At 62.2% G+C, this 22,766-nt stretch carries 26 protein-coding genes, 2 tRNA genes and 1 riboswitch; of the genes, 8 read left to right on the forward strand and 20 right to left on the reverse strand.

The features are described 5' to 3' along the window. Nucleotides 1-230: 230 nt before the first annotated feature. On the forward strand, nucleotides 231-908 hold the full coding sequence (locus tag AC07R0_RS23980; protein ID WP_495106769.1) for a hypothetical protein: 678 nt from the start codon (nucleotides 231-233) through the stop codon (nucleotides 906-908). A 31-nt stretch (nucleotides 909-939) separates the two neighbouring features. On the opposite strand, the gene AC07R0_RS23985 is transcribed toward AC07R0_RS23980, so the two are convergent. Beyond that, the gene (locus AC07R0_RS23985; protein ID WP_495096638.1) at nucleotides 940-1,659 is read right to left on the reverse strand and encodes a Crp/Fnr family transcriptional regulator; all 720 of its coding nucleotides are present in this window, start codon (nucleotides 1,657-1,659) and stop codon (nucleotides 940-942) included. Between the two features lie 371 nt (nucleotides 1,660-2,030). On the opposite strand from AC07R0_RS23985, the gene AC07R0_RS23990 reads away from it, so the two are divergent. Continuing rightward, on the forward strand, nucleotides 2,031-4,106 hold the full coding sequence (locus tag AC07R0_RS23990) for a tetratricopeptide repeat protein (RefSeq protein WP_495106770.1): 2,076 nt from the start codon (nucleotides 2,031-2,033) through the stop codon (nucleotides 4,104-4,106). A 107-nt stretch (nucleotides 4,107-4,213) separates the two neighbouring features. Here the strand turns inward: AC07R0_RS23990 and AC07R0_RS23995 are convergent, their stop codons facing one another. The 3 genes from AC07R0_RS23995 to lexA all read right to left on the reverse strand — a co-directional run bounded on the left by AC07R0_RS23995 (nucleotide 4,214) and on the right by lexA (nucleotide 6,396). Next, nucleotides 4,214-5,221, reverse strand: a complete 1,008-nt coding sequence (locus AC07R0_RS23995) for a D-2-hydroxyacid dehydrogenase family protein (protein WP_495106771.1) — start codon at nucleotides 5,219-5,221, stop codon at nucleotides 4,214-4,216. Between the two features lie 84 nt (nucleotides 5,222-5,305). After that, nucleotides 5,306-5,644, reverse strand: coding sequence for a hypothetical protein (locus AC07R0_RS24000; RefSeq protein WP_495096635.1), 339 nt, complete (start codon nucleotides 5,642-5,644; stop codon nucleotides 5,306-5,308). An 86-nt stretch (nucleotides 5,645-5,730) separates the two neighbouring features. Continuing rightward, complete coding sequence (lexA, locus tag AC07R0_RS24005; protein ID WP_495096634.1) at nucleotides 5,731-6,396, reverse strand: transcriptional repressor LexA; 666 nt, start codon at nucleotides 6,394-6,396, stop codon at nucleotides 5,731-5,733. Nucleotides 6,397-6,494: 98 nt separating this feature from the next. Between lexA and AC07R0_RS24010 the strand changes: the two genes are divergently transcribed. After that, on the forward strand, nucleotides 6,495-7,517 hold the full coding sequence (locus tag AC07R0_RS24010) for an asparaginase (protein ID WP_495106772.1): 1,023 nt from the start codon (nucleotides 6,495-6,497) through the stop codon (nucleotides 7,515-7,517). Between the two features lie 51 nt (nucleotides 7,518-7,568). Here the strand turns inward: AC07R0_RS24010 and adk are convergent, their stop codons facing one another. The 6 genes from adk to AC07R0_RS24040 all read right to left on the reverse strand — a co-directional run bounded on the left by adk (nucleotide 7,569) and on the right by AC07R0_RS24040 (nucleotide 11,356). Then, a complete protein-coding gene (gene adk, locus AC07R0_RS24015) occupies nucleotides 7,569-8,225 on the reverse strand; it encodes an adenylate kinase (protein ID WP_495096632.1) in 657 nt (218 codons plus the stop codon). Between the two features lie 91 nt (nucleotides 8,226-8,316). Next, the gene (gene kdsB / locus AC07R0_RS24020) at nucleotides 8,317-9,072 is read right to left on the reverse strand and encodes a 3-deoxy-manno-octulosonate cytidylyltransferase (RefSeq protein ID WP_495106773.1); all 756 of its coding nucleotides are present in this window, start codon (nucleotides 9,070-9,072) and stop codon (nucleotides 8,317-8,319) included. Continuing rightward, nucleotides 9,069-9,251, reverse strand: coding sequence for a Trm112 family protein (locus AC07R0_RS24025; protein WP_495096630.1), 183 nt, complete (start codon nucleotides 9,249-9,251; stop codon nucleotides 9,069-9,071). Before AC07R0_RS24025 ends, kdsB begins: the two co-directional genes overlap by 4 nt. A 19-nt stretch (nucleotides 9,252-9,270) precedes the next feature. Continuing rightward, nucleotides 9,271-10,296: a tetraacyldisaccharide 4'-kinase gene (gene lpxK, locus AC07R0_RS24030; protein WP_495106774.1), complete on the reverse strand. Its 1,026-nt coding sequence runs from the start codon at nucleotides 10,294-10,296 to the stop codon at nucleotides 9,271-9,273. 4 nt (nucleotides 10,297-10,300) lie between these two features. After that, nucleotides 10,301-10,717: an ExbD/TolR family protein gene (locus tag AC07R0_RS24035; protein ID WP_495096628.1), complete on the reverse strand. Its 417-nt coding sequence runs from the start codon at nucleotides 10,715-10,717 to the stop codon at nucleotides 10,301-10,303. A gap of 6 nt (nucleotides 10,718-10,723) precedes the next feature. Then, nucleotides 10,724-11,356: a MotA/TolQ/ExbB proton channel family protein gene (locus AC07R0_RS24040; protein WP_495106775.1), complete on the reverse strand. Its 633-nt coding sequence runs from the start codon at nucleotides 11,354-11,356 to the stop codon at nucleotides 10,724-10,726. 339 nt (nucleotides 11,357-11,695) lie between these two features. Here AC07R0_RS24040 and xseA point away from each other — a divergent pair, with 339 nt between their 5' ends. Both xseA and AC07R0_RS24050 read left to right on the forward strand, forming a co-directional pair. Then, the gene (gene xseA, locus AC07R0_RS24045) at nucleotides 11,696-13,012 is read left to right on the forward strand and encodes an exodeoxyribonuclease VII large subunit (RefSeq protein WP_495106776.1); all 1,317 of its coding nucleotides are present in this window, start codon (nucleotides 11,696-11,698) and stop codon (nucleotides 13,010-13,012) included. Between the two features lie 43 nt (nucleotides 13,013-13,055). Then, on the forward strand, nucleotides 13,056-13,637 hold the full coding sequence (locus tag AC07R0_RS24050) for a superoxide dismutase (protein ID WP_495106777.1): 582 nt from the start codon (nucleotides 13,056-13,058) through the stop codon (nucleotides 13,635-13,637). A gap of 43 nt (nucleotides 13,638-13,680) precedes the next feature. On the opposite strand, the gene AC07R0_RS24055 is transcribed toward AC07R0_RS24050, so the two are convergent. The 7 genes from AC07R0_RS24055 to AC07R0_RS24085 all read right to left on the reverse strand — a co-directional run bounded on the left by AC07R0_RS24055 (nucleotide 13,681) and on the right by AC07R0_RS24085 (nucleotide 17,551). Next, a complete protein-coding gene (locus AC07R0_RS24055) occupies nucleotides 13,681-14,145 on the reverse strand; it encodes a DUF192 domain-containing protein (RefSeq protein WP_495096624.1) in 465 nt (154 codons plus the stop codon). Nucleotides 14,146-14,293: 148 nt separating this feature from the next. Next, a tRNA-Asn gene (locus AC07R0_RS24060) sits at nucleotides 14,294-14,369 on the reverse strand. A gap of 76 nt (nucleotides 14,370-14,445) precedes the next feature. Further along, a tRNA-Asn gene (locus AC07R0_RS24065) sits at nucleotides 14,446-14,521 on the reverse strand. A gap of 72 nt (nucleotides 14,522-14,593) precedes the next feature. Further along, nucleotides 14,594-15,421 (reverse strand): thiamine phosphate synthase, encoded by an 828-nt coding sequence (thiE, locus tag AC07R0_RS24070; protein ID WP_495106800.1) that lies wholly within the window; start codon nucleotides 15,419-15,421, stop codon nucleotides 14,594-14,596. Nucleotides 15,422-15,472: 51 nt separating this feature from the next. Continuing rightward, on the reverse strand, nucleotides 15,473-16,273 hold the full coding sequence (locus AC07R0_RS24075) for a thiazole synthase (protein WP_495106778.1): 801 nt from the start codon (nucleotides 16,271-16,273) through the stop codon (nucleotides 15,473-15,475). Between the two features lie 4 nt (nucleotides 16,274-16,277). After that, on the reverse strand, nucleotides 16,278-16,475 hold the full coding sequence (thiS, locus tag AC07R0_RS24080; RefSeq protein ID WP_495096621.1) for a sulfur carrier protein ThiS: 198 nt from the start codon (nucleotides 16,473-16,475) through the stop codon (nucleotides 16,278-16,280). Further along, nucleotides 16,472-17,551 (reverse strand): FAD-dependent oxidoreductase, encoded by a 1,080-nt coding sequence (locus AC07R0_RS24085; RefSeq protein WP_495106779.1) that lies wholly within the window; start codon nucleotides 17,549-17,551, stop codon nucleotides 16,472-16,474. Before AC07R0_RS24085 ends, thiS begins: the two co-directional genes overlap by 4 nt. 32 nt (nucleotides 17,552-17,583) lie before the next feature. Continuing rightward, nucleotides 17,584-17,681, reverse strand: a riboswitch (TPP riboswitch). A 42-nt stretch (nucleotides 17,682-17,723) separates the two neighbouring features. Here AC07R0_RS24085 and thiD point away from each other — a divergent pair. Next, nucleotides 17,724-18,566, forward strand: a complete 843-nt coding sequence (gene thiD / locus AC07R0_RS24090; RefSeq protein ID WP_495106780.1) for a bifunctional hydroxymethylpyrimidine kinase/phosphomethylpyrimidine kinase — start codon at nucleotides 17,724-17,726, stop codon at nucleotides 18,564-18,566. A gap of 58 nt (nucleotides 18,567-18,624) precedes the next feature. Here thiD and AC07R0_RS24095 read toward each other — a convergent pair whose 3' ends face one another. Then, nucleotides 18,625-19,908 (reverse strand): purine-cytosine permease family protein, encoded by a 1,284-nt coding sequence (locus tag AC07R0_RS24095; protein ID WP_495106781.1) that lies wholly within the window; start codon nucleotides 19,906-19,908, stop codon nucleotides 18,625-18,627. 233 nt (nucleotides 19,909-20,141) lie between these two features. On the opposite strand from AC07R0_RS24095, the gene AC07R0_RS24100 reads away from it, so the two are divergent. Both AC07R0_RS24100 and AC07R0_RS24105 read left to right on the forward strand, forming a co-directional pair. Next, entirely contained in the window at nucleotides 20,142-20,648 is a 507-nt protein-coding gene (locus AC07R0_RS24100) for a hypothetical protein (RefSeq protein WP_495096617.1), read from the forward strand. Nucleotides 20,649-20,751: 103 nt separating this feature from the next. After that, on the forward strand, nucleotides 20,752-21,339 hold the full coding sequence (locus tag AC07R0_RS24105) for a hypothetical protein (RefSeq protein ID WP_495106782.1): 588 nt from the start codon (nucleotides 20,752-20,754) through the stop codon (nucleotides 21,337-21,339). A gap of 27 nt (nucleotides 21,340-21,366) precedes the next feature. Here AC07R0_RS24105 and AC07R0_RS24110 read toward each other — a convergent pair whose 3' ends face one another. Continuing rightward, nucleotides 21,367-22,410, reverse strand: a complete 1,044-nt coding sequence (locus AC07R0_RS24110) for an NAD(P)/FAD-dependent oxidoreductase (RefSeq protein WP_495106783.1) — start codon at nucleotides 22,408-22,410, stop codon at nucleotides 21,367-21,369. A gap of 3 nt (nucleotides 22,411-22,413) precedes the next feature. Beyond that, the gene (gene fdxA / locus AC07R0_RS24115) at nucleotides 22,414-22,743 is read right to left on the reverse strand and encodes a ferredoxin FdxA (protein ID WP_092755238.1); all 330 of its coding nucleotides are present in this window, start codon (nucleotides 22,741-22,743) and stop codon (nucleotides 22,414-22,416) included. Between the last annotated feature and the right edge of the window lie 23 nt (nucleotides 22,744-22,766).

The raw sequence follows: 22,766 nt of genomic DNA on the forward strand, positions 1-22,766 counted from the left end.
CATATTTTCCAGATTCTGATAAAAACTACCTGTGGTGCAGGTAATATTTGCGCTGGTAGCTATATAAATCATAGCTTTCTTCGTGCATTGTTGGGGATATTGGATCTTGTCGAACAAGATGTCGCGCTCTTCCTCGCCCTTTGGCGATGTGCACCCACTGGCTCGTATCCGTACATTGCTTCGCTGCGCGAAGCGATGGGGCGTTCAACTTTAGGCGAAGGCGCAAGCGCATGTTTGGCCGCATAAAAAAATGGATCGCCCTGGCGCAGGAAGCCGTACAGGGCGGCGACGAGTTGGACCAGATCGAGGCCTGGGCCGCTGCGCAGGGCTTTGTTTTTGAGCGCTCGGAGATTGCCGACGATTTTGCCCTGGCTGGCAAAGTTGATGGCTATGACTGGCGCTTGCAGCGCATGCAAACTGACCGAGACTTTATCGTTGGTGCGGAGTTGCGTGTACTTGCAGACCTTGCTGTGGACCCCGGGATCGCCATCATGCTGATCAACCGGCCCTTGAAAGAAGCGCTGGAACAGCGCGCCTTCGAGCAGGTGACGCATGGTGTGCAGACCATGCTGGATACCGATCTGCCCGAGGAGGCGCGCTGGCTGGCGTTGTACGACCAGGTGGGCTGGAGCAGCGCCCCCATGGATTTCTGGGACCGTTACGCCATCGTGGCGGAAACCCGGTCCCAGGCCCAGCAGTGGCTGGAGGGGTCCTTGCTCCCTCTGTTGATGGACTGGCCCACGGCGGTCGTGCAGCAGATGACGCCCTTTGTCCTGCGCTTGCATCACGGACGGGTGGAGCTGCGCATGGAGTACGGTCACGCTGACCTGGCTACGCTGGAACATGTCTGCAAGCTGTTCCAGCAAGCCTGCGCGTCGGCGCAGATGCTGGTGGCGGATGGGGCGTAGGTAGTACCGCTGAATCGGTTCTGCGGTTAACTCAGGCGTCGGACTCGATGATGCGCAGCAGCGCCGCGCGGTCCCGCACCATCAGGCCCGAGGGTTCGATGCGTATCACTTCGTCGCGCTCCATGGCCTTGAGTTCCTGGTTCACGCGCTGGCGCGACGCACCCAGCAGTTGCGCCAGCTCCTCTTGCGCCAGTTGCAGGCTGATGCGCACCTCGTTTGCATTGGCCAGATTGGGAATGCCGTAGCTACGCACCAGGTGCAGCAGCTGTTTGGCCAGTCGGGCGCGCAAGGGCAGGGTGTTGAGGTCCTCCACCAGGCCAAACAGCTGGCGGATACGCCGCGAGTGCAGGCGCAGCAGCGCTTCATACAGCTCGGTGTGCTGGCTGAGTATTTTTTGGAAGTCGGCCTTGGCCACGCACAGCAGGGTGGTGTCGCCGTGTGCATAGGCGTCATGGGTGCGGCGGTCGCCGTCGAAGATGGCTACGTCACCGAACCAGGTGCCTGGCTCCATATAGGTTAGCGTGATCTGCTTGCCCGAGATCGAGGTCGAGCTGACCCGCACTGCGCCTTTGGCGCAGGCAATCCATTCTTCTGGCGGGTCGCCACGGGCCGCGATCAGTCCATTGTCCTGGTAGCGTTTGACGTAGGCGCAACGAAGAATATCGTGTCGTAACGAGGGCGAGAGCGTGGAAAACCAGCGGCCGGTATTGATCGCTGCACGTTCTTCAATGGTTAGTATGGGTTCGTCCATGGTCTCTTATTGGCTTGGCGCTGAACCCTGGATTGTCGCGCCCCACCTATCTGCCGCGTTTACGGGTTGTTACCTGGGGTTTGAAAAATCTGGCTGGCACGGTTTTGCGGCCCCGCAGGGCGCCGCATAGGGCTTAAATGGGGGTTGTTAAGGCCATAATTTCAATGCTTAAAATTGTTACCAGTGGCGCCCTGTAATGGTATGGTCTATCTGTATTAAAAAAACGTCATCAAATCGCAGTGAAATTACGTAACACCCTCCTAGGTTCGACCCTTCTCGTCGCCGCTTTTGGTAGTTCCGCCTTGTCGCTGGGACGTGCAAGAGGCGCCGTCGTATTGGGCCAGCCACTGGATTTGGCGATAGACGTACGTTTGGACTCTGCGGATGACAGCGCCAGCAATTGCTTCGAGGCCGAGGTGTTCCACGCCGAGACCCGGGTGGACCCCAACCGGGTACGTGTGATTTTGGTTGCCGGTTCCCAAGCGCAGGACGCCGTGGTACGTGTGCGTTCATCCGTGGTGGTGGACGAGCCCGTCGTGGGCGTGGTGTTGCGCTCGCTGTGCAGCCAAAAGACCTCCCGTCGCTACGATTTTTTGACAGATTTCCCGGTAGAGACGCGTTCGGCGGCTGTGCCCACCATCATTGCGGCAACGGTCGCCAGCCCAACGGCTGCAAGCCCATCGCCGGCACCCGTGGCCCCTGCACCCGCACAGGCCCGTTCGCCGGCACCCGCGCCACGCTCGGCGCCTGTACGCTCCACACAGAACCCCGTCAACGTGCCGCCGGCCAAGGCGGCCCCGAAAGTAGCGGTGGCCCCCAAGCCCGTCATTGCCAAAGAAACACCGCCTGCGTCCAAACCGGTGGTCAAGGCAGAAACACCAGACAACAAGCCGCATTTGAAGCTGGAGGCCGCCGAGACCCCCGACGAGCGCCTAGTTCAGCTGAAGCCGGCCACCGATATGGTGGTGACCCCCGAAGAAAACGCGCAGAAACGCGCAGAAGCCGCCGCCGCATGGCGTGAGCTGAACCATTTGCCGACGGAAAACCCGGAGGAAAAGCAACGGCTGCTCAGCCTGGAGGCCGAATCCAAGGCACTCAAGGCCTTGTTGGCCAAGAATGAAGCGGACTTCAAGCTGCGCCTGGACCGGCTGGAAAACAGCCGTTCCGACGACGGGCTGATTTACACCCTGGCCGGCCTGCTGGCGGCCGCTGTGGCTGCTGCAGGCTTTTTCTGGAACCGCGGGCGCAAGTCGACCACGGCAGGCGGCGGAACTGATTGGGCCCACCATGGCGAACTCAGCGCCGAAGAGGAAGAGCACCTGGCAACCCCCAGCCGGGCTGCCCCCTTGACGGTACAGCCGCCGCCCAATACTTTGCCGGGCGCAAACCAGGACACCGAGGTGGATGAGTCCTTGGTAGCCGATTTGCAGCGGCTGAATGCCATGACGGCATCGCCTGTGCCCCCGGCGCAGGCGCCGACGCTGCGCCCGCGTGTAACGTCCGAGCCCGTGCGGGGCCAGTATCCTGACGATTTTCTGGATGTGCAGCAGCATGCCGAGTTCTTCGTGTCGCTGGGCCAGTACGACCAGGCGATTGAGGTTCTGCGCAAGAACGTTGATGAAAACATCGAAGTCAACCCACTGGCCTACTTGGAGCTGCTGAAGATATTCCACGCCCTGGGCCGCAAGAGCGAGTTCAACCACCAGCGTGATGCATTCAACCGCATTTTCAACGGCCATGTACCGGCTTTCGAATCCTACGCGGACGAGGGGCGCACGTTGGAGGCCTACCCTGCAGTCCTGAGCAGCATCGAAACCCTTTGGGAAAGCCCCAAGGTTTTGGATTTCATTGAGTCCTGCCTGTTTCGCGACCCGGCTGCGGCTCCCATCAAGCCTTTCGATCTCGCGGCCTACCGCGAGTTGCTGTTATTGTATGCCATGGCCAAGAGCGTGGTTCGCAGGGGCGTGGCACCGCTGGCGGCGGTGGACGGTGTTTCTTCGGAGCGTGGTGGCCGTATCAGCGGGCGCCAGCCGCTGGAGTCAGGCCTGAAATCCTCGGCCATGGGTGAGGAGGCTGGGCCGCGTGAAACCACGTTTACCCAACCCATGTTGTTGATGCCGGAGTCGGCTGTGGCGACCCTGGACGATGTGCCGGACGATGTGGAAGAAGCTGCGGTCGAGAAAACCCCGGTGGATCTGGATCTTGACCTGGATCTGGATTTCTCCAATTCCGAACTTGCGGCCATGGAGCAACGGCCGGTTGCCCCCGATACGCAGGAACCCCGAGAGTCGGTACCGCCCAGCTTGGACTTTGAAGTTGACGACGAGCCCGCTCCCACGGTGCCACCGCCTTCGTCGGCACCCACTCCTGCACCAAACAGCCATTTACTGGAGTTTGATCTTTTTGATCCACAGGTAGAAGCCAAGATTGCGCCGAAGAACAAGTAAGTCCATCGGTTCGCAGGCAAGAGTTGCAGTGCTCTTGCATATAAAAAGGCCTGACGCTATGAATCAAATAGCGGCAGGCCTTTTTTGATGGATTGGCAAGCTGTGACTTAGCGGCGCACTTGCAAAGCCCCGGGGTTGACGATATTGGTCGGCGTGCCCTTGATGAAATTCAGCACATTGTCAAACGCGGCATTGAAGTACATCTCGTAGCTGTTTTGTTCCACATAGCCGATATGTGGTGTGCAGATGCAGTTCTCCAGCCGCAGCAGCGCGTGGCCTTGCAGAATCGGCTCGCTTTCAAATACGTCCACGGCGGCCATGCCGGGGTGGCCCCGGTTCAGGCCGGCCAGCAGGGCGTCGGGCTCGATCAGTTCGGCGCGCGAGGTATTTACCAGCAGGGATGTGGGCTTCATGTGGGATAGGTCTTCCAGTGTGACGATGCCCCGGGTTTCGTCGTTCAAACGCAGGTGCAGGGACAGCACGTCTGATTGCATGAACAGGTCGTCTTTACTTGACGTTACCTCCACGCCATCGGTCAGCGCCCGTGCACGCGAGGTGTCACGACCCCAGACCAGAACCCGCATGCCAAATGCGCGTGCGTACCCGGTGACGATCTGGCCTATGCGGCCATAGCCCCAGATACCCATGGTCTTGCCCTTGAGCAGGGTGCCCATGCCGAAATTAGGTGGCATAGAGGCGGTTTTCAGGCCCGACTGCTGCCAGACGCCATGCTTCAGGTTGCTGATGTAGTGCGGCAGACGGCGGGTGGCAGCCATGATCAGCGCCCAGGTCAACTCGGCCGGCGCCGTGGGTGAGCCCACGCCTTCGGCCACAGCAATGCCGCGTTCGGTACAGGCGGCTATATCCACGTGGGCGCCGATACGCCCGGTTTGGGCAATCATCTTCAGGCGGGGGAGCTTTTCGATCAGCTGGCGGTTGAGTTGCGTGCGCTCGCGGATCAACACAATGATGTCAGCGTCTTTGAGCCGGACGGAGAGCTGGCCCAAGCCTTTGACGGTGTTGGTGTAGACCTTGGCTGCATAGGGTTCCAGCTTGGTGGCGCAATCGAGTTTGCGCACCGCATCTTGGTAGTCGTCGAGGATCACGATGTTCATCCCCGCATTGTGCCTTGGCGCAAAGACCACCCAGCATTTGCTGTCTGCCTGCGCCGGGCCGGTGAGGCCCCAAATACAGAGGTTTTACTGCAGCAAGGCGTTCGCCCGAGGGGCCGCTTCCAGGGCGGCCAAGCGGTCCAGCTCGGCGCAAACATCGGCCATGCGGCCCGAGATGCGCATGCGGCCCACACCGGACGGCTGCGCGTCCATGACGCGGAGTACGCGCAGCGGCCGCTGTGGTGTGGCTTGTGGGTAGGCGGCAGGACGCAAGGCGCCCGTGGCGGTGTAAGGGGCGCAGACATTGGTGCGTGATGTCACCCCGGCGCGCGGCATACGCCGGGAGCTGCTGCCTGCAATGAGCCAGCCGACCAAGCCCTGGAAAGAACCCAGCAGGTCAATAGACGAAAACGATGCGATTCCCATATGAAACTCCCTCAGCTTGTTTGGCGATGGACACGGAACAGGTTGGCGCGCGGCACGGGGCCAACTCAGCAGACTATGTGGCTGTATCAGTTCAGCAAGGTATTGCGTATCAGCCCCACGGCCAGGCCTTCGATGGCGAAGTTTTCACCCGGCGCGACCACGATGGTGGAGTAGTCGGGGTTTTCGGGCAGCAGCTCAATCAGTTCCTGGTTGCGGCGGAAGCGCTTGACGGTGACTTCATCGCCAATGCGGGCGACGACGATTTGGCCGTTTTTGGCGTCGTTGGCCGACTGGACGGCGAGCAGGTCACCGTCCAGGATGCCGATGTCGCGCATAGACATGCCGCGCACCTTGAGCAGGTAATCGGGCTTGTAGCGGAACATGCTGCTTTCCACATGGTAGGTTTGGTCGATGTGTTCCTGCGCCAAAATCGGGGAGCCGGCAGCAACACGGCCAATCAGGGGCAGGGCCAACTGGCTGAGCGTGTGCTGGAAGCGTGATTCATTGATGGAGCGCAGGGTGTCGGTCTTGAGGCGGATGCCGCGCGAGGTGCCGCTGACCAATTCGATGGCGCCTTTGCGGGCCAGGGCCTGCAAATGTTCTTCAGCGGCGTTGGCCGACTTGAAGCCCAGGGTGCTGGCGATTTCGGCCCGGGTGGGGGGGGCGCCGGTGCGGGCGATGGCGGACTGGATCAGGTCCAGAATCTGCTGCTGGCGGGCGGTGAGTTTGGCGGAAAACGTGGGCAGATCCATGGGTGACTCCGGTACGTGGCGGTGTGGATAGCGGTTTAGATGGCTGTTTTAATATCCAGTAGCTGTATTTTTAACCAGTTTTTGAAAGTTTGCAAGCCATGGCGGTAAATACAAATGCGGCGGGCTCCAGCCCTGCCAAGATCGTGGTGTTGGGCACCGGCGGTACGATTGCCGGACGTGCTACCAGCGCCGGTGACAACATTGGCTACACCGCTGGCGAGGTGGGTGTGGAGCAATTGCTGGGGCCGGTGGCGGCCTTTCAGGGTACAGGTGTGGAGTTCGTGGCCGAACAGGTTGCGCAGGTGGACAGCAAGGACATGGGCTTTGTCCTGTGGCAGCAGCTGGCACGGCGCTGCGCCTACTGGCTGGAGCAAGCCGACGTGGCTGGCATCATCATCACCCACGGTACCGATACGCTGGAAGAGACGGCGTATTTCCTGCAGGCTGTGCTGCAGCCCACCAAGCCGGTGGTGCTGACCTGCGCCATGCGCCCGTCCACAGCACTGGTGCCAGATGGGCCGCAGAACCTGCTGGATGCCGTCGTGGTGGCGTCAACGCCGGGAGCCCAGGGGGTAGTGGCCGTGTGCGCCGGCAACATCCACAGCGCGCTGGATGTGCAGAAGGTGCACAGCTACAAGGTGGATGCGTTTTCGTCTGGCGAAGCGGGCCTGGTCGGTCTGGTGGAAGAGGGGCGGGTACGCCTGTTGCGGCCTTGGCCTACGGTACCTGAATTCCATATGAAAAACAGGCCTGTAGCGCAGGCGGAATCTGCGCAAGTAGCTATCAAAAATAGAGTGTTGACGGAGTCGGCTGCTGGGGATTGGCCGCGCGTGGAAATCGTCTTGAACTATGCCGGTGCCGGCGGCATGGTGGTGGATGCTCTGGTGGCCCAGGGGGTTTCCGGCGTCGTGGTGGCTGGTACCGGTAACGGTACTTTGCATGTGGATCTGCAAGCGGCCCTGCTGCGGGCCATGGCGGCGGGTGTGGCGGTACTGCGCGCCACGCGCTGCGTGTTTGGCCGGGTGTTGGCCACGTCGGCCGATGCCATTGCCGACGCGCAAGGTCTGTCGCCAGTGAAGGCGCGTATTGCGCTGATGCTGGCGCTGCTGGCCGCTGCATGAAAAAAGGCCGCCAGGCATGCCTGGCGGCCTTTAACAAAGCTGTATCAGGGCTTAACTGGCCAATGCGGCAAAAGCCCGTGCGGTGATTTCGTCCACGCTGCCGGTGCCGCTGATGGCGCGGTACTTGGGGGCCAGGCTGGGTTCGTTGCGGGCCCAGCTGGAGTAGTAGTCCACTAGCGGGCGCGTTTGGGCGCTGTACACCTCCAGGCGCTTGCGCACGGTTTCTTCCTTGTCGTCATCGCGCTGGATCAGTGGTTCGCCGGTGACGTCGTCCAGGCCTTCGACCTTGGGCGGGTTGAACTTGACGTGGTAGGTGCGACCTGATGCGGGGTGCGAGCGGCGACCGCTCATGCGTTCGATGATGGCGTCGAACGGCACATCGATTTCCAGCACGTAGTCCAGCTTCACGCCAGCGGCCTTCATGGCGTCTGCCTGGGGCAGGGTGCGGGGGAAGCCGTCGAACAGGCAGCCGTTGGCGCAATCGGGCTGCGTCAGGCGTTCTTTCACCAGGTTGATGATGAGGTCGTCGCTGACCAGTCCGCCGGACTTCATGACTGCATCGGCTTGCTGGCCCAAGGGGGTGCCTGCCTTGACGGCAGCGCGCAGCATGTCACCGGTAGAGATTTGTGGGATGCCGTATTTTTGGCAGATAAAAGTTGCTTGCGTGCCTTTGCCGGCACCGGGTGCACCCAACAAAATTAGTCTCATGGAAGTTCCTCGGAGTATTTAAAACCACGTGGCGTTGCTGGCCACACGAGTTGGCCGCAACGCTTCATTGCGCTGGAGGATACCAGAGGCTTCAGTACAGTTTGCTTACGCGTTCCAGGTCGTCAGGCGTGTCCACGCCTGCGCCGGGCGCATGGGCCGTGACATGGACCGCAATACGGTGGCCGTGCCACATGGCGCGCAGCTGTTCCAGGGCTTCAGTGACCTCGATCGGCGCCTGCGGCAGGGTCGGAAACAACCGCAAGAAGCCGACCCGGTAGGCGTAGATGCCGATGTGGCGCAGCGGCGCCGGGTCGGGCAGGGCTGTGAAGCTGCGCTCTGCCGTGGTGCCGTCGCGCCACCAGGCGATGGGTGCGCGGCTGAAGTACAGCGCGTGCTGCTGGGCGTCCAGCACCACCTTGACTACATTCGGGTTGCAGAAGTCGGCCAGGCTGGCGATGGCGTGGGCGGCAGTGCCCATGCTGGCCTGCGGGCGTTGCTGCAACAAGGCGCCGACTTCGTTGATCAGGGCCGGGTCGATCAGCGGCTCGTCGCCCTGCACATTGACCACGATGGCGTCGTCAGCCAGGCCGAGCAGCTCGCAGGCTTCGGCCAGGCGGTCGCTGCCGGAAGGGTGGTCGTCGCGGGTCAGGATGGCTTCCACGCCATGGGCCTGGCAGGCGGCCAGGATGGCCGGGCTGTCGCAGGCCACCACGGTGCGTTGGGCCTGGGACTGCATGGCGCGCTGGGCAACCCGCACCACCATGGGTGCGTCGCCCAGAGCCGCCAGGGGCTTGTTGGGCAGGCGGGTGGAGGCCATGCGGGCCGGGATCAATACGGTGAAGCTCACAGGCCCAGCTCCTCGTCGCTCAGGGTGCGGGCTTCGTTTTCCAGCAGGATAGGAATGCCGTCGCGCACCGGGTAGGCCAGGCGGGCGCTGCGCGAGACCAGCTCTTGCTTTTCGCGGTCGTATTGCAGCGGGCCCTTGGTGACGGGGCAGACGAGCAGCTCCAGAAGTTTGCTATCCATGGGGAAATCTCAGTCGGTATTAGGTTGCCGCAGAAATGCGGCCAGGGGGCGATGATAGCCAGGGATCGACGCGCTGGTCGAGCGCGGCCAGAAAGCCGGCGTCCAGCTCCAGCACGAGGGGGACGGCCCATGCATCCGGCTGGTGCCGCCATAGCTTGACGGCATCTTTCTCTGTGCAAATCACGGTCTCGCGCAGGTAATTCGTGCGCCGCCAGCTATCAAAATTGTAGTGATCCGGCAAGGCCTGGGTCTGTGCGAGCTGCAGGCCGGCCGCCCGCAGCATGGTGAAAAAATGGTCTGGCTGGGCGATGGCTGCCACGGCGTGCAGGGGCGTGGCCTGCAGGCTGGACAGCGGGCGCCGCGTGCCGTCGGCCTGCAGCGCATAGTCGGCCAGCCGGCGTTGCGCCCGAAAGCCGGCGAATGCCGGGTGCTGGCCGGTGTGCAGTACCAGGTCCACGGGGCGCGGCCAGGGTTCGCGCAGCGGGCCCGCAGGCAGCAGAAAGCCATTGCCCACGCCCCGGTCGTCAAAAATGCAGATTTCCAGATCGCGCCGCAGCGCGTAATGCTGCAGGCCGTCGTCGCAGAGTATCAACTGGGTGTGTGGATAGGCCGCCAGCAGGGCCTGGGCCGCATCCAGGCGTTTGCGCGCCACGAACACCGGCACCTGGCAGCTGCGGCGCACCAGGGCGGGCTCGTCGCCCACTTCGCTGGGCAGGCTGTCGGCGTGCACCTCGCGGCAGTCCTGGCCGTCCTGGATGTTGCGACCATAGCCACGGGACACCACGCCGACCGCAATGCCACGCGCTGTCCAATGCTGGGCCAGGGCCATTACCACCGGGGTTTTGCCCGAGCCGCCAGCGACCACGTTGCCGACCACGACGACCGGTACCTGCAGGCTGCCGGAGGTAAGCCAGCCCGTGCGGTACAGCAGCTTGCGCAAGGCGTGCAGCAGGCCATACAGCAGTGACAGCGGCCAGAGCAGCCAGGCCAGGGGCCCGCGCGTGCGCCAGGTGCGCAGCAGCCAGCCCTCCATGCCCTCGGCCATGGGCTTATTTGGGCGTGGATTGGGTGGCAAACGTGATCTGGTTCAGGCCTGCGCGGCGCGCGGCCTCCATCACGGTGATGACCGACTGGTGGGTGGCGCTGGCATCGGCGCTGATGATGACCACCATGTCTTTGCCGCCCCGGGCCGCATTGGCCAGGGCTTGCGAGATCACGTCGATGCTGCGGCCTTCCACTGCGCTCTTGTTCACCGCGTAACGCCCGTCGCTGCTGACGGCGACGATGATTTCCTTGGGGTAGTCGCGCTGCGCATCGGCATTGGCTACCGGCAGCTTGACCTGCAGCTCGGTGAATTTGCTGTAGGTGGTGGACAGCATCAAGAAGATCAGCACCACCAGCAGAACGTCGATGAACGGGATCAGGTTGATTTCGGGCTCTTCCCGGTGGCGGTGGCGGAAGTTCATAGCCTGTCAGCTCCGCTTGCGTACCGAGCTCAGGTGGCGGGCAAACTGGTCGGCGGCCATTTCCAGCGCCAGCAGGTACTCGTCCACGCGGGCGCGGAAATAGCGCCAGAAGATCAGCGAGGGGATCGCCACCATCAGGCCGAATGCCGTGTTGTACAGCGCCACCGAGATGCCGTGCGCCAGCTGGGCCGGGTTGCCGCCCGAGCTGCCGCCGCCGGTTTGCGAACCAAAGATGTCGATCATGCCGATTACCGTGCCCAGCAGGCCCAGCAGCGGCGCTGCCGAAGCGATGGTGGCCAGGGCGCTGAGGTATTTCTCCAGCTTGTGGGCGACCGAGCGGCCAGAGCTTTCCATAGCTGTGCGGATGTCTTCATCGCTGCAGCGTGGGTGGGTGTGCAGTACGCGCATACCGCTGGCCAGCACTTCGCCCAGCAGCGAGTTTTGCGCCAGTTGGTTCACCACGCCCGGTGCAGGCAGCGTGACCTGGGATACGGCCAGCACCTCGTCAAGAAGTTTTGGAGGGACGATTTTGGCGGTCTTGAGGCTGAGAAAGCGTTCAATAACCAGGGCCAGCGCCAGGATGGAGCAGGCTACGAGGGGCCAGATGGGCCAGCCTGCGGCTTGTATGATCGAAAACAATATGGCTCTCCGCGCTGATAGATTCTTTGCGATTATGGCTTAGCCGCTTGCGACATCCGCGATTTGTTCAGTATCTGTTTAAACCCCCGAGCCACCCACATTTCCTGTGGATAACTTTGTGAAGAACTTGTAGTCACCGCGCCGAAATCCAGCATCCATGCGGGTCCGTGACACTTCGATGAAAATTTAAGCAGAAAAAAATTCAGTGAAATCAATCACTTACCACACAAATTCAGCGTTTCCCGCGGGTTTTTTTGAAATTCGATGGGTTTGCTTGGCCCTTGCTGCGCCTGTGGAGCACTTGCCCAGCCAACCCCGTGCCGCAGCGCGCCAAATCTGATGGTGGGCACCCTAAACCCAGCATTGGCGCCGCGTATCTGGCCGGTTGGCGCGCTATGCCGCGCCATTGCTGATGCGCTAGAGGCGCGCTTCAATCCTGTCGCGGTGCGCGGCGAGATTTCGGGCTTCTCGCGCGCATCCAGCGGGCATTGTTACTTCAACCTCAAGGATGGGCAGGGGCAGATCCGCTGTGCGATGTTCCGGCGCGCGGCAAGTCTGCTGGACTTTGCGCCACGCGATGGTGAACTGGTGGAAGTGCGCGGCCGCCTGGGCGTGTACGAGCCGCGTGGTGATTTGCAGCTGATTGTGGAGAGCATGGGCCGCGCTGGGCAGGGTGCCTTGTTCGAGCAGTTTTTGCGGCTCAAGGCGCAGCTGGAGTCCGAAGGGCTGTTTGACCCCGCACGCAAGCGCTCCTTGCCACTGCTGCCGCGTGGCATTGGTGTGGTCACATCTTTAGGTGCCGCTGCGTTGCACGATGTGGTGGCGGCCTTGCAGCGGCGGGTGCCGCATATTCCCGTGGTGCTGGTGCCGGCGTTGGTGCAAGGAGCGGCGGCACCGGCTGAGCTGGTCAAGGCACTATCAAATTTATATCGCTTTGCGCAGGCGGAATCTGCGTCAGCGGGTGATTTTGTACATATCGATGTCATCCTGCTGGTGCGTGGTGGCGGCTCGCTGGAAGACCTGTGGGCCTTTAACGACGAGCAACTGGCGCGCACCATTTGCCAGAGCCCGGTGCCGGTGGTCAGTGGTGTGGGCCATGAAACCGACTTCACCATTGCCGACTTTGTCGCTGACTTGCGCGCGCCCACACCCACGGCGGCGGCCGAGCTGGTGGCCCAGCCGCGCGATGTCTGGCTAGGGGCCTTGGCTTTGGCGGGCCAGCGCCTGCAGGATGCCGCGCTGCGTCAATTGGATGCACAGGGCCAGCGCCTGGATAGCGCGGCCCAGCGCCTGGGGCGGCCCTCGGGGCTGGTTGCGCGTCAGCAGTGGAAGCTGGGCCAGCAGGCGCAGCGGCTGCGCTATGCCGCACTATCAAGATTGCAGCAAGAAAAGACCTATTTACAGGCGCAAAAGATGGATTTTCCCGCCAGTGTGCAGACCGCTCTGCGCCTGCGTGGCGAGCGCCTGGACCGTGCCGATCGCAGCCTGGCTCTGCTGGACCCTCTATTGGTTCTGCAGCGCGGTTACGCTTTGCTGCGAACGCCTCAAGGGATGCCCATCACCAGCACGGTGCAGGCCATAGCCGGCGAGTCGCTGGTGGCAACCCTGGCCGACGGTGAGGTTGCTCTCCAAGTCCTACAGACGCGCGCAAATTAGTTTCTACAATCATTCCGTCAACCACCAACCCACGAGGAAAAACATGGAACATACCCTGCCCCCATTGCCTTACGCGATCGACGCTCTGGCGCCTGCCTATTCCCAGGAAACCCTGGAGTTTCACCACGGTAAGCACCACAACGCCTACGTGGTCAACCTGAACAACCTGCAAAAGGGCACCGAGTTTGAATCGTTGACCCTGGAAGAAATCATCAAGAAGTCCAGCGGCGGCATCTACAACAATTCCGCGCAAATCTGGAACCACACCTTCTTCTGGAACTGCATGAAGCCCCAAGGCGGTGGCGAACCCAGCGGCGCGCTGGCTGCGGCCATCAACGCTAAGTTCGGCTCCTACGCAGCTTTCAAGGAAGCCTTCGTCAAGTCCGCCGTCGGCAACTTCGGTTCCGGCTGGACCTGGCTGGTGAAGAAGCCTGACGGCTCGGTCGACATCGTCAATACCGGTGCAGCCGGCACCCCCCTGACCACCGCCGACAAGGCGCTGCTGACCGTGGACGTGTGGGAACACGCGTACTACATTGACTACCGCAATATGCGTCCCAAGTTTGTCGAAACCTTCCTCGACAAGCTGGTGAACTGGGAATTCGCGGAAAAGAATTTCGCCTGAGCTTTCTAGCGCTCAAGAAAAAGCCCGTCGCTGACGGGCTTTTTTATTTGGCCAGCTCGAAGGGCTTGCCGCCCAGTTTGCTGCCGGCCTTGATGCCTTTTTTGGCGAACCAGCCCACATTCATTTCCAGCACATAGCGCACCGGTTTTTCGGAACAGTGGGAGTCCGTGGTTTGCGGCTTCATATCGGCCAGGTTCACGATGGTGCCGTGGTCGTCGATGAATGCGGCAGTCAGCGGCAGGATCGTGTTTTTCATCCAGAAACACTGCGTGGCGGGCTGCTCGAATACAAACAGCATGCCTTCCTGCTGTGGCATTTCCTTGCGAAACATCAGGCCGATTTCGCGCTGCTGCGGGGTCAGTGCCAGCTGGGTATCGATCTGGTAAATGCCTGCGGTTAGATTGACGCGGGGCAGGTCGGTTTGCGGCGTATCCTGCGCGGATGCAGTGCCGAACGAGGCGCAAGCCAGGGCCAGGGATAGCCAGAGGGTGGAGGTTAGATTTTTCATCGGTGGCGCGGGGGGGGGATTGATATCTGGAGCTTTCAGCTTTGGCATTCTGGCATGCTTGTGCATAGCGGCAATCAGCGCTGTGTATGGTTTACATATGTAGGCGCTAAAGTAAAAAAGCCCCGGACTTGCGCGCGGGGCTTTTAGCTGGCTCCTCAACCTGGGCTCGAACCAGGGACCTACGGATTAACAGTCCGGCGCTCTACCAACTGAGCTATTGAGGAATATCGGGTGCATCAGCCTTGGTGGCTGAAATAAAAAGGGCTTACGGGTTGGCGTAAGCCCTTTTTTTCAAAATTCTGGCTCCTCAACCTGGGCTCGAACCAGGGACCTACGGATTAACAGTCCGGCGCTCTACCAACTGAGCTATTGAGGAAATATGACAGACTTAAATTATAGCGTCAGTTTTTTGGATTTTGCAAGTTAGCGATTTTTTACCGTAAAAAGTTCACTCTAGGCCCAGCGGGCCGTGTATGGCCTGGCGCAGGGCTGCGGCGGCACTCTCCGGATCGGGGGCTGCGGTGATTGCGCGCACTACGGCCACTGAGCCGACGCCGCTGGCCAGCACGGCGGGCAGGCGCTCATTGTCTATGCCACCAATGGCGACCAATGGGTAGTCGCGCAGCAGTTTGGCATAGGCGGCCAGGCGGGCCGTGCCCTGGGGGGCGGTGGCCATCTTCTTCAAGGTAGTGGGGAACACCGCACCCAGGGCGATGTAGCTGGGGCTGACGCGGTCTGCGCGCAGCATTTCGGCATAGCCATGGGTGCTGATGCCCAGGCGCAGGCCGGCGCTGCGAATGGCATGCAAATCGTCTTCGCTCAGCAGGTCCAGGTCCTCCTGGCCCAGGTGTACACCATAGGCTCCGGCCTGGATGGCTTGCTGCCAGTGATCGTTGATGAACAGCAGGGCGCGCGTGCCCCGTACGGCATCTACAGCGGCCTGGACTTCGCGTTGGATGTCGTCGGCATCTTCGGATTTGAAGCGTAGCTGCACCGTGGGTACGTCTGCGCGGGCCATGCGGCCAACCCAGGCGGCGTCGGGCAGGACTGCGTACAGGCCCAGCTGGCGTGGGCATGGCGCAAAAGTCTGTTCGCGCGGCCAGGGAGCCAAGCCGAAATCTTCTGGTGCTGTGGGCCAGTCCCGGGTGTTGTCGGTGCGCGCAGCCTGGGCTTGCCAGGCTTGGGCGATGCAATGGGCGTCGGTGGGGATAAAGCCCAGCTGCAAAGCCGCACTCAGACTGGCGTCGAATATCGCATCGCGGGTGGGCAACACCATCGCGCTGTGTTGGTCCAGGATGGCCTGGGTCAGGGCAGATTGCATACAGAACTACTCCTGTGCGTGGTGCCAGAACGGCGTGCCCAGCACTGGCGTGCTGGGGTGGGCGGCCTGCTGTTCCAGCATGGCACCGGCCAGGAAGGCGCTGCGCCCGGCGGCAACCGCATCGGCAAAGGCACCGGCCATGGTGACGGGGTCTTGGGCTAGTGCCACGGCGGTGTTCAGTAGCACGCCGTCATAGCCCCATTCCATCACCTGGCAGGCATGCGAGGGGCGGCCCAGGCCGGCATCGACCAGCAGCGGCACGCTCAGGCGTTCGCGCAGCACCTGCATGGCATAGGGGTTGATCGGGCCCTTGCCGGTGCCGATGGGCGCAGCCCAGGGCATGACGGCCTCGCAGCCCACGTCCACCAGGCGTTGGCACAGGACTAGGTCCTCGGTGCAATAGGGCAGCACTTTGAAGCCGTCCTTGATGAGGCGGCTGGCGGCCTCCACCAGGTTCAAGGTATCGGGCTGCAAGGTGTAGTCGTCGCCTATGAGCTCCAGCTTGATCCAGGGCGTGTCAAACACCTCGCGCGCCATGTGGGAGGTGGTGATGGCTTCCTGCAGGCCGTGGCAGCCGGCGGTGTTGGGCAACACCGGCACGCCGGTTTGGCGCAGCAGTTCCCAGAAACCATTGGGGCTTTTGTCTTGACCGCTCAGGTTCTGTCGGCGCAGCGAGGCCGTGAGCATGGCCGGACGGGCGCGCGTGATGGCGTCGGCCATGGTGCTGGGCGAGGGGTAGCGGGAAGTGCCCAGCAGCAGGCGGCTGGTGAAGCTTTCGCCGTACAGGATGAGAGGGTCGTGGGACATGGTGTCAGCCTCCGGTCACGGGGTGGATGATTTCTATGCTGTCGGCCTCGGCTAGCACGGTGTGCGGGTACTGCGCGCGTGGCACAAAGGTCTTGTTCACCGCGGTGGCAAATGGCGGCTGTGCCTGCATCTGCGCCAGTGCGTCGGCCAGCGTGGCGCCGTCAGGCAGGGTCTGGGGGGTGTTGTTGATGGTGACGTTCACGCTTCTTCTACCGTCAGGTCGAATTGAGCGGCCAGCGCGGACGTACCGTGCTGCACCAGTTCCAGCACCACGTCCAGCATGGCCGGGGCGATCATGAAGCCGTGGCGGTACAGGCCGTTGATTTGCAGCGTATTGGGGGTAATCCGCCGGATCGCGGGTAGGTTGTTGGGCAGGGTGGGGCGGCACTGGGTGGCGCTTTCCAGGATGCGCGCTTCGCCAAAGCCGCTGTGCACGCTGTAAGCCGCGCTCAGTAGCTCCAGACTGGAGCGCACGCTCATGGGCGACATATCGTCGGATTCGATCTCGGTGGCACCCACGACAAAGATGTTGCCGGGTTTGGGGGCAATGTATAGCGGGTAGCGGGGGTGCACCAGGCGCACTGGGCGTTGCAGCTCCACGCCGGGCGCGTGCAGGCGCAGCACCTCACCACGCACCGCGCGCAGGGCCGGCCATTGTTCGCGTGCGCCCAGGCCGCGGCAGTCAAACACCCAGTCGCTGTGGACATCTTCTGGCTGGCGCGGACTGTGCCAGTGCATGGTGACGCCCACCTGCTGCAACTGCACCAGCAGAGCGTTGAGCAAGCCACGGTTGTTCAGTTGTCCCTCGCCGGGTAGCAGCAGGCCCTGGCTGAAGCGATTGCCGATGGCGGGCTCCAGCGCTGCGATGGCGGCGGAGTCCAGGTGCTGCGGTATGGGTAGGTTGGGCAGTTGCTGGCAGGTGGCGGTGAGCTGCTGGCCAAAGCGGCTGGCCTCGGGGGCGTCTTGCCGGTGCCAGAGAATCAAAGTGCCGTTGCGCTGGAAGAACACCGGTGTGTCCAGTTCGGCGATCAGTTCCGGCCAGCGCGTGAGTCCATGCTGGCCCATCTGCACCACGCCGGTCTCGGTGATGGCCGATTCAGCCAGTGGCGCCAGCATGGCGGCGGCTACACGGGCGGCGGCGCCCTCGGCCTCGGGTCCGCCGGCCTCAAAGACCTGCACGGTGTGGCCCGAGCGTGCCAGCGCCAGGGCCAGCAAGCGGCCCATCAGGCCTGCGCCAAGAATGGTGGTGGAGAGTGGGGTAGCCAAGGTATCGTCCATTTGCGAAAGCTCAATTGGGACGAAACGAGGCGCTGTCGTTGATAGAAACTTCCCACGCCAGCATGATCTGGATCGGGTATGAGGGTTTTTCTCAGTCTGGTTTGCGTACCAGACACCCCTGTTTCATCCGCAAACCCGGATTACATCACATCGCTGGCCCGATAATTTCAGCATGACTATTTCTGACTCTTCTCCCCGCTATCTGCGCCTGTTGTCGATTGCTGGCTCTGATAGCGGCGGCGGCGCGGGCATACAGGCCGACTTGAAAACCTTTGCCGCGCTGGGCTGCTACGGCATGACGGCGCTGGCCGCGTTGACCGCGCAGAACACGCGTGGCGTGACAGCCATCCACCCCGTGCCAGCGTCCTTTCTGAAAGCCCAGTTGCAGGCTGTGCTGGATGATATTGGCGCCGACGCGGTGAAGATCGGCATGCTGCATTCGCCCGAGATGGTGGAGGTGGTGGCCTGGGCCATTGACCAGTACCAACTACAACGCGTGGTGCTGGACCCGGTCATGGTGGCCACCAGCGGCGACCGCTTGATGGCGGTTGAAACCGTGCAGGTACTGGTAGACCAGCTGTTTCCCCGCGCCACCGTGGTCACACCCAATCTGGATGAAGCGGCTTTGCTGCTGGGGCGCAGCGTGGATAGCGTGGAAACGCTGGAGCCTGCGGTGGCGGATTTGCTGGCGCTAGGTGCGCCGGCCGTGCTACTCAAGGGTGGGCACCTGCCGGGGGATGCGGTGGTAGACCTGCTGGGCCAGTGCGATGGCAGCCGCCAGCCCTGGCATTCGGCCCGCATTGCTACGCACAACGGCCACGGCACGGGCTGCACGCTGTCGTCTGCCATTGCGGTGTACCTGGCAAAGGGCTTTGAGCTGACGGAGGCGGTGGGTCAGGCCCGGGCTTATATCCGTGGCGCCATACAAGCCGGCGCCAGCGTGCATACAGGGCATGGCCATGGGCCGTTGAACCATGGATTCGCCCCCCTGCCCATGCAGGTGCTGGGTGCTTGAGGATTTATAAGAAACAGGCCTGTAGCGCAGGTATTACCTGCGCAAGCAGCTATTTTTTCTATAGCGCGTAGGTGATGCGTAAAGGCCGCGTCAACCAAGCTACGAAGAACACCAGGGCCAGCGTCGGCAGGGCGGCGCCGAACTGTGGCACGTAGTTGGTCAGCAGGTGGTAGGCCACAATGCCGGCCACCCATAACAGGGCAGCGCTGGGCTCCACCAGGCGTTGTGATGCGGTGGCCGTGCCCTGTGACAGGCGGCCCAGGATCACACCGTACAGGGGCACGAACACCGAGCTCAGCAGTGTCAGAAATGGCTCCAGGCTGTGCATGGGCAGCATCAGCGCCAGGCCGGTGCAGGCCACGGCCAGCAGGAGGCCCCAACGCCGCACACTCCACCAGGGGGCGAGGCTGTGGGCGGATACCGCACCCGAATACACGTCGCCGTAGGCGTTGTCGATCTCGTCCACCAGGATCAGCCCCAGCGCCAGCAGGCCTCCCTGGGCTAGCAGCAATGCGGTGACTAGGCCGGTATCCGGGCCGGCCACGGTCACCACCATCACGCCCAGTGCATAGCACCACATATTTGCCAGCGCATAGCCCAGCCAGGTGCCGCTCATGGCGCTGCGGCCTTGGCGGCCGTGGCGCGCATAGTCGGCCACCAGCGGCAGCCAGGACACGGGCATGGCGATCACCAGGTCCATGGCCGACAGCAAGCCCATGCTGCCGTCGCCCGGCCGGGTCCAAAAGGCGTGCAGGTCAGATTCCATCAGCTTGTGGCCGAATTGCCAGCTCAGCCACAGCAGCGACAGCACCACCAGGGGCAGGCCGTATCGGCTGATGAATTTGCGCACCAGGGTCAGCATGGAGCCGGCCATCAGCGCAGTCAGCAGTGCGCCCCATAGCAGGGTCACCAGCAGCGTACCTTGGCTGCCTTGCGGTATCCAGCCGAAATGTTCCTGGGCAATTGCCAGGGTGCCGTCGCGCATCACTACCAGCTCAAATGCGGTCCAGCCCAGCAGTTGCACAATGTTCAGCACTACCGGCAGGCGCGCAAAGCCGCTGCCATAGGTGGCGTGCATCAGGCCGGCGCTGGACAGGCCGCTGTCGCAGCCAATGCGCGCCGTCCAGGCCAGCAGACCGGAGCCAACGAGAGAGCCCAGCACAATCGCCAGCACTGCATCGCGCGTGCCTACGGCGGGCACCAGGTAGGCGCCGATCTGCATCACCAGCAGGCCCACCCCCAGGCTGAACCAGAGTGCGGCATGGGCCGACCAGCCGAAGACGCGCTGCGCCTGCGGTATCGGCGTCAAGGCCTCGTTATTGAAAAAGGATGGCTGAGCCATGTGTTCGCTCCATACAAATGATGCCGATCAGTGGGCCTGTAGCTCGCGGGCCAGTGCTGGCGCAGGGACGCAAGATTTTATCGTGGCGCCACCTTGTGGTGCATAGGGCGTCTGGCGTAGGCGTTAGCTGTTTAAAGTGCTATTAATTTTATAGCGATACAATCGGCGGCTGTTTTTGGGCCGGTGCGCGCTGCGCCGGCCCGAGCATTCTTACCCCCACATCCCTGAATACTATGGACGCTTTCATCCGCCCCTGGCAGTTTGTTTTCTGCGCATTGCTCGGTCTGACCGGCAGCGCGATGGCCCAGACCGCCACCGACAGTGCTGACCAGCCCTACCGCTGGCGTATCGAGTTCAGCCCGCACACGACCCACTACAGCTACAACCCCGAGCATCGCCCGGTGCATTTGCTGGGCCTGGAGCGTGAATCCACCGCCGACAACAGCTTTTACGGACTGGCGCTGTTCAGCAACTCCTTTGGCCAGGACAGTGGCTACCTGTACCTGGGCAAAAGCTATTACGGTGTGTTTGACAGCTATCCCAAGATCTACTTGAAATGGTCGGCGGGCATCTTGTACGGCTACAAGCCGCCATATGAAAACAAGGTGCCACTGAATCACAACGGCTTTTCGCCCGCCATCGTGCCGGCCGTGGGCTGGAAGTTTGATTCCGGCTGGCATGCGCAGATCGACATGCTGGGTACGGCTGGCTTGACGTATTCGGTGGTCAAGGAGTTCTGAAGCCGGTGACAGCGTGAAGTCCTGTCACAAAACAGGTCTTTTTCTCACACACAGACTTTTTTCTTTGCGCCACAATGGGGTTAACTACCCCAGGATGTGCGCCATGCAATCTGCCGGTCTGTACGCATTCTTACCGTCTGTGCGGCCGTGCGGGCTGTCTCCGCTGGTGGCATTGTGTGTGGTGTCCTGGGTCCATGCGCAGCAAGATGTGGTGGTCCCCCAGCCCAGTTTGCAGCTGGAGTTGGCCCCCGTTCCCAGTCTGGACCGCACTGCAAATTCCCGTATGTCTTTGACCGGCTGGTCCGGCTCCTCCCCTCAATCGGCGCTAGGCCTGAGCGCTGCCGTAACCCCCCCTGCCGCTAGCCCGGCACTGAATGGCCGCAGCGTTTCTCCTGGGTTGGATCTGGGCCTGCGCTGGCGTTCTTCAGAGGACAGCCGGGGCCGCGTGAATATCGGTATCTGGCAGCATGTGGCGCCGGCGCCGGCGCCGGATGCGATGGAGTTGATCCAGCGGGCGAACGGAGAGCCCAGCTACGACACGCGGCTGGAGATGCAATTCAGCTCGGCCACCGCGCGTGGCATCCAATTCGAGTTGGGAGGTGCCTTGGGCATGCAGCTCAACAACAACGAGAAGCTGGTGCTGCGCGTCAGCCGTGGCAAACCCATGGTGTATTACCGCGCGAAGTTTTAACGCGAGTGCTTCTGAGTCCCGGGCGCTTTATTCTGCTGTTGGCGTAGCTACGCCCAACAACTGGTGTAGCCGTGGCGAGGTTGTTGTGTACTGGAACGGGATTTTCTTGCCGGGGAAGACCAGCGGTGCAGCGGCGTAGGCCGCCAGCGTGGCTTCGTGGAAGCCGCAGACGATGAGTTTTTGTTTGCCGGGGTAGGTGTTGATGTCGCCCACGGCGAAGATGCCCGGCTCGCTGGTTTCAAAGCGCGCTGTATCCACGGTCAATTGCTTGCGCTCCATGGCCAGACCCCAATCGGTGACCGGGCCGAGCTTGGGCGATAAGCCCTGGAACACGCTGATGGCGTCTGCCGAGAAGCGGTGTAGCACACCATCCACGTCGCTGATCTGCAGGGCGGTCAAGCGGTCGGCATCGGCCTCAAAAGCAGCGATCTGTCCGACCATGAAACGCATGCGCCCGGCTTGCTGCTGCATCTGCATTTCCACAATGTCGGCGGTGGGCGCCTGCAGCACATCGCGCCGGTGCAACAACGTGACGCTCTTGGCATCGGTCTCGGCCAATGCCAGAGCGCAACGCAAGGCGGCTTCGTCACCACCCACCACCACCAGGTGTTTGTCCGCGACATCCGCGGGTGGGGCGTGGTAGTGCAGTTGGCTGCCTTCAAAGGCCTCGATACCATCCATCTTCAGACGCCGAGGCTGGAAGGCACCGACGCCGGCGGCGATCACCACCACGGGCGCCAGCAGCTGGGTGCCGCGGTCGGTGGATACCAGGAAGCGGCCATCGGCCTGTTTGGCGATGCTGCTGACCAGCTGGCCCAGATGGAACTGTGCGCCAAAGGGCTGTATTTGCTGCAGCAGCGCCGCGGCCAGCGCCCGGCCACTGGTGGCCGGCGTGCCGGGAATATCGTAGATGGGCTTGTCGGGGTAGAGCTCCATGCACTGGCCGCCCGCGTGGGGCAGGGCGTCAATCACATGGGTGGGGACTTCCAGCAGGCCCAACTGGAAGACCTGGAACAGCCCGACCGGGCCCGCGCCGATGACGACGGCGCCGGTTTCCAGTACGGGCAACACGGTTTAACGTTCCAGCAGCTGGATCTTGGGCATCACGTCTTTCCAGTCGTCGGCGTCGGCCAGCGCTGGTTTGCGTTTGGTGATGCTCTTCCAGCCTTCGGCGCGGGCCAGTTCGACATTCAGCTGGATGAAGGCCAGCTGGTCGGCAGGCATGTCTTCTTCGGCGTAGATGGCGTTGGCTGGGCACTCGGGGATGCAGACGGCGCAGTCAATGCATTCATCCGGATCGATGACCAGCATGTTGGGGCCTTCGCGGAAGCAGTCCACGGGACAGACATCCACACAGTCGGTGTATTTGCACTTGATGCAGGCTTCGGAGACGACGTGAGTCATGGTATTTTTTTCAATAGCGGGGG

This window comes from Rhodoferax sp. GW821-FHT07F03 (assembly GCF_059418745.1).

Excerpts from the sequence above, each read along its gene's own strand:
- adk (WP_495096632.1), bottom strand. The coding sequence starts at position 8,225 with ATGAGACTAATTTTGTTGGGTGCACCCGGTGCCGGCAAAGGCACGCAA.
- AC07R0_RS23980 (WP_495106769.1), top strand. The coding sequence starts at position 231 with ATGTTTGGCCGCATAAAAAAATGGATCGCCCTGGCGCAGGAAGCCGTA.
- AC07R0_RS24050 (WP_495106777.1), top strand. The coding sequence starts at position 13,056 with ATGGAACATACCCTGCCCCCATTGCCTTACGCGATCGACGCTCTGGCG.
- xseA (WP_495106776.1), top strand. The coding sequence starts at position 11,696 with ATGGTGGGCACCCTAAACCCAGCATTGGCGCCGCGTATCTGGCCGGTT.
- lpxK (WP_495106774.1), bottom strand. The coding sequence starts at position 10,296 with ATGGCCGAGGGCATGGAGGGCTGGCTGCTGCGCACCTGGCGCACGCGC.
- AC07R0_RS24100 (WP_495096617.1), top strand. The coding sequence starts at position 20,142 with ATGGACGCTTTCATCCGCCCCTGGCAGTTTGTTTTCTGCGCATTGCTC.
- AC07R0_RS24105 (WP_495106782.1), top strand. The coding sequence starts at position 20,752 with ATGCAATCTGCCGGTCTGTACGCATTCTTACCGTCTGTGCGGCCGTGC.
- AC07R0_RS24095 (WP_495106781.1), bottom strand. The coding sequence starts at position 19,908 with ATGGCTCAGCCATCCTTTTTCAATAACGAGGCCTTGACGCCGATACCG.
- AC07R0_RS24000 (WP_495096635.1), bottom strand. The coding sequence starts at position 5,644 with ATGGGAATCGCATCGTTTTCGTCTATTGACCTGCTGGGTTCTTTCCAG.
- AC07R0_RS23985 (WP_495096638.1), bottom strand. The coding sequence starts at position 1,659 with ATGGACGAACCCATACTAACCATTGAAGAACGTGCAGCGATCAATACC.
- AC07R0_RS24025 (WP_495096630.1), bottom strand. The coding sequence starts at position 9,251 with ATGGATAGCAAACTTCTGGAGCTGCTCGTCTGCCCCGTCACCAAGGGC.
- lexA (WP_495096634.1), bottom strand. The coding sequence starts at position 6,396 with ATGGATCTGCCCACGTTTTCCGCCAAACTCACCGCCCGCCAGCAGCAG.
- AC07R0_RS24010 (WP_495106772.1), top strand. The coding sequence starts at position 6,495 with ATGGCGGTAAATACAAATGCGGCGGGCTCCAGCCCTGCCAAGATCGTG.
- AC07R0_RS24055 (WP_495096624.1), bottom strand. The coding sequence starts at position 14,145 with ATGAAAAATCTAACCTCCACCCTCTGGCTATCCCTGGCCCTGGCTTGC.
- thiE (WP_495106800.1), bottom strand. The coding sequence starts at position 15,421 with ATGGTGTTGCCCACCCGCGATGCGATATTCGACGCCAGTCTGAGTGCG.
- AC07R0_RS24085 (WP_495106779.1), bottom strand. The coding sequence starts at position 17,551 with ATGGACGATACCTTGGCTACCCCACTCTCCACCACCATTCTTGGCGCA.
- fdxA (WP_092755238.1), bottom strand. The coding sequence starts at position 22,743 with ATGACTCACGTCGTCTCCGAAGCCTGCATCAAGTGCAAATACACCGAC.
- thiD (WP_495106780.1), top strand. The coding sequence starts at position 17,724 with ATGACTATTTCTGACTCTTCTCCCCGCTATCTGCGCCTGTTGTCGATT.
- AC07R0_RS24035 (WP_495096628.1), bottom strand. The coding sequence starts at position 10,717 with ATGAACTTCCGCCACCGCCACCGGGAAGAGCCCGAAATCAACCTGATC.
- AC07R0_RS24075 (WP_495106778.1), bottom strand. The coding sequence starts at position 16,273 with ATGTCCCACGACCCTCTCATCCTGTACGGCGAAAGCTTCACCAGCCGC.
- AC07R0_RS23995 (WP_495106771.1), bottom strand. The coding sequence starts at position 5,221 with ATGAACATCGTGATCCTCGACGACTACCAAGATGCGGTGCGCAAACTC.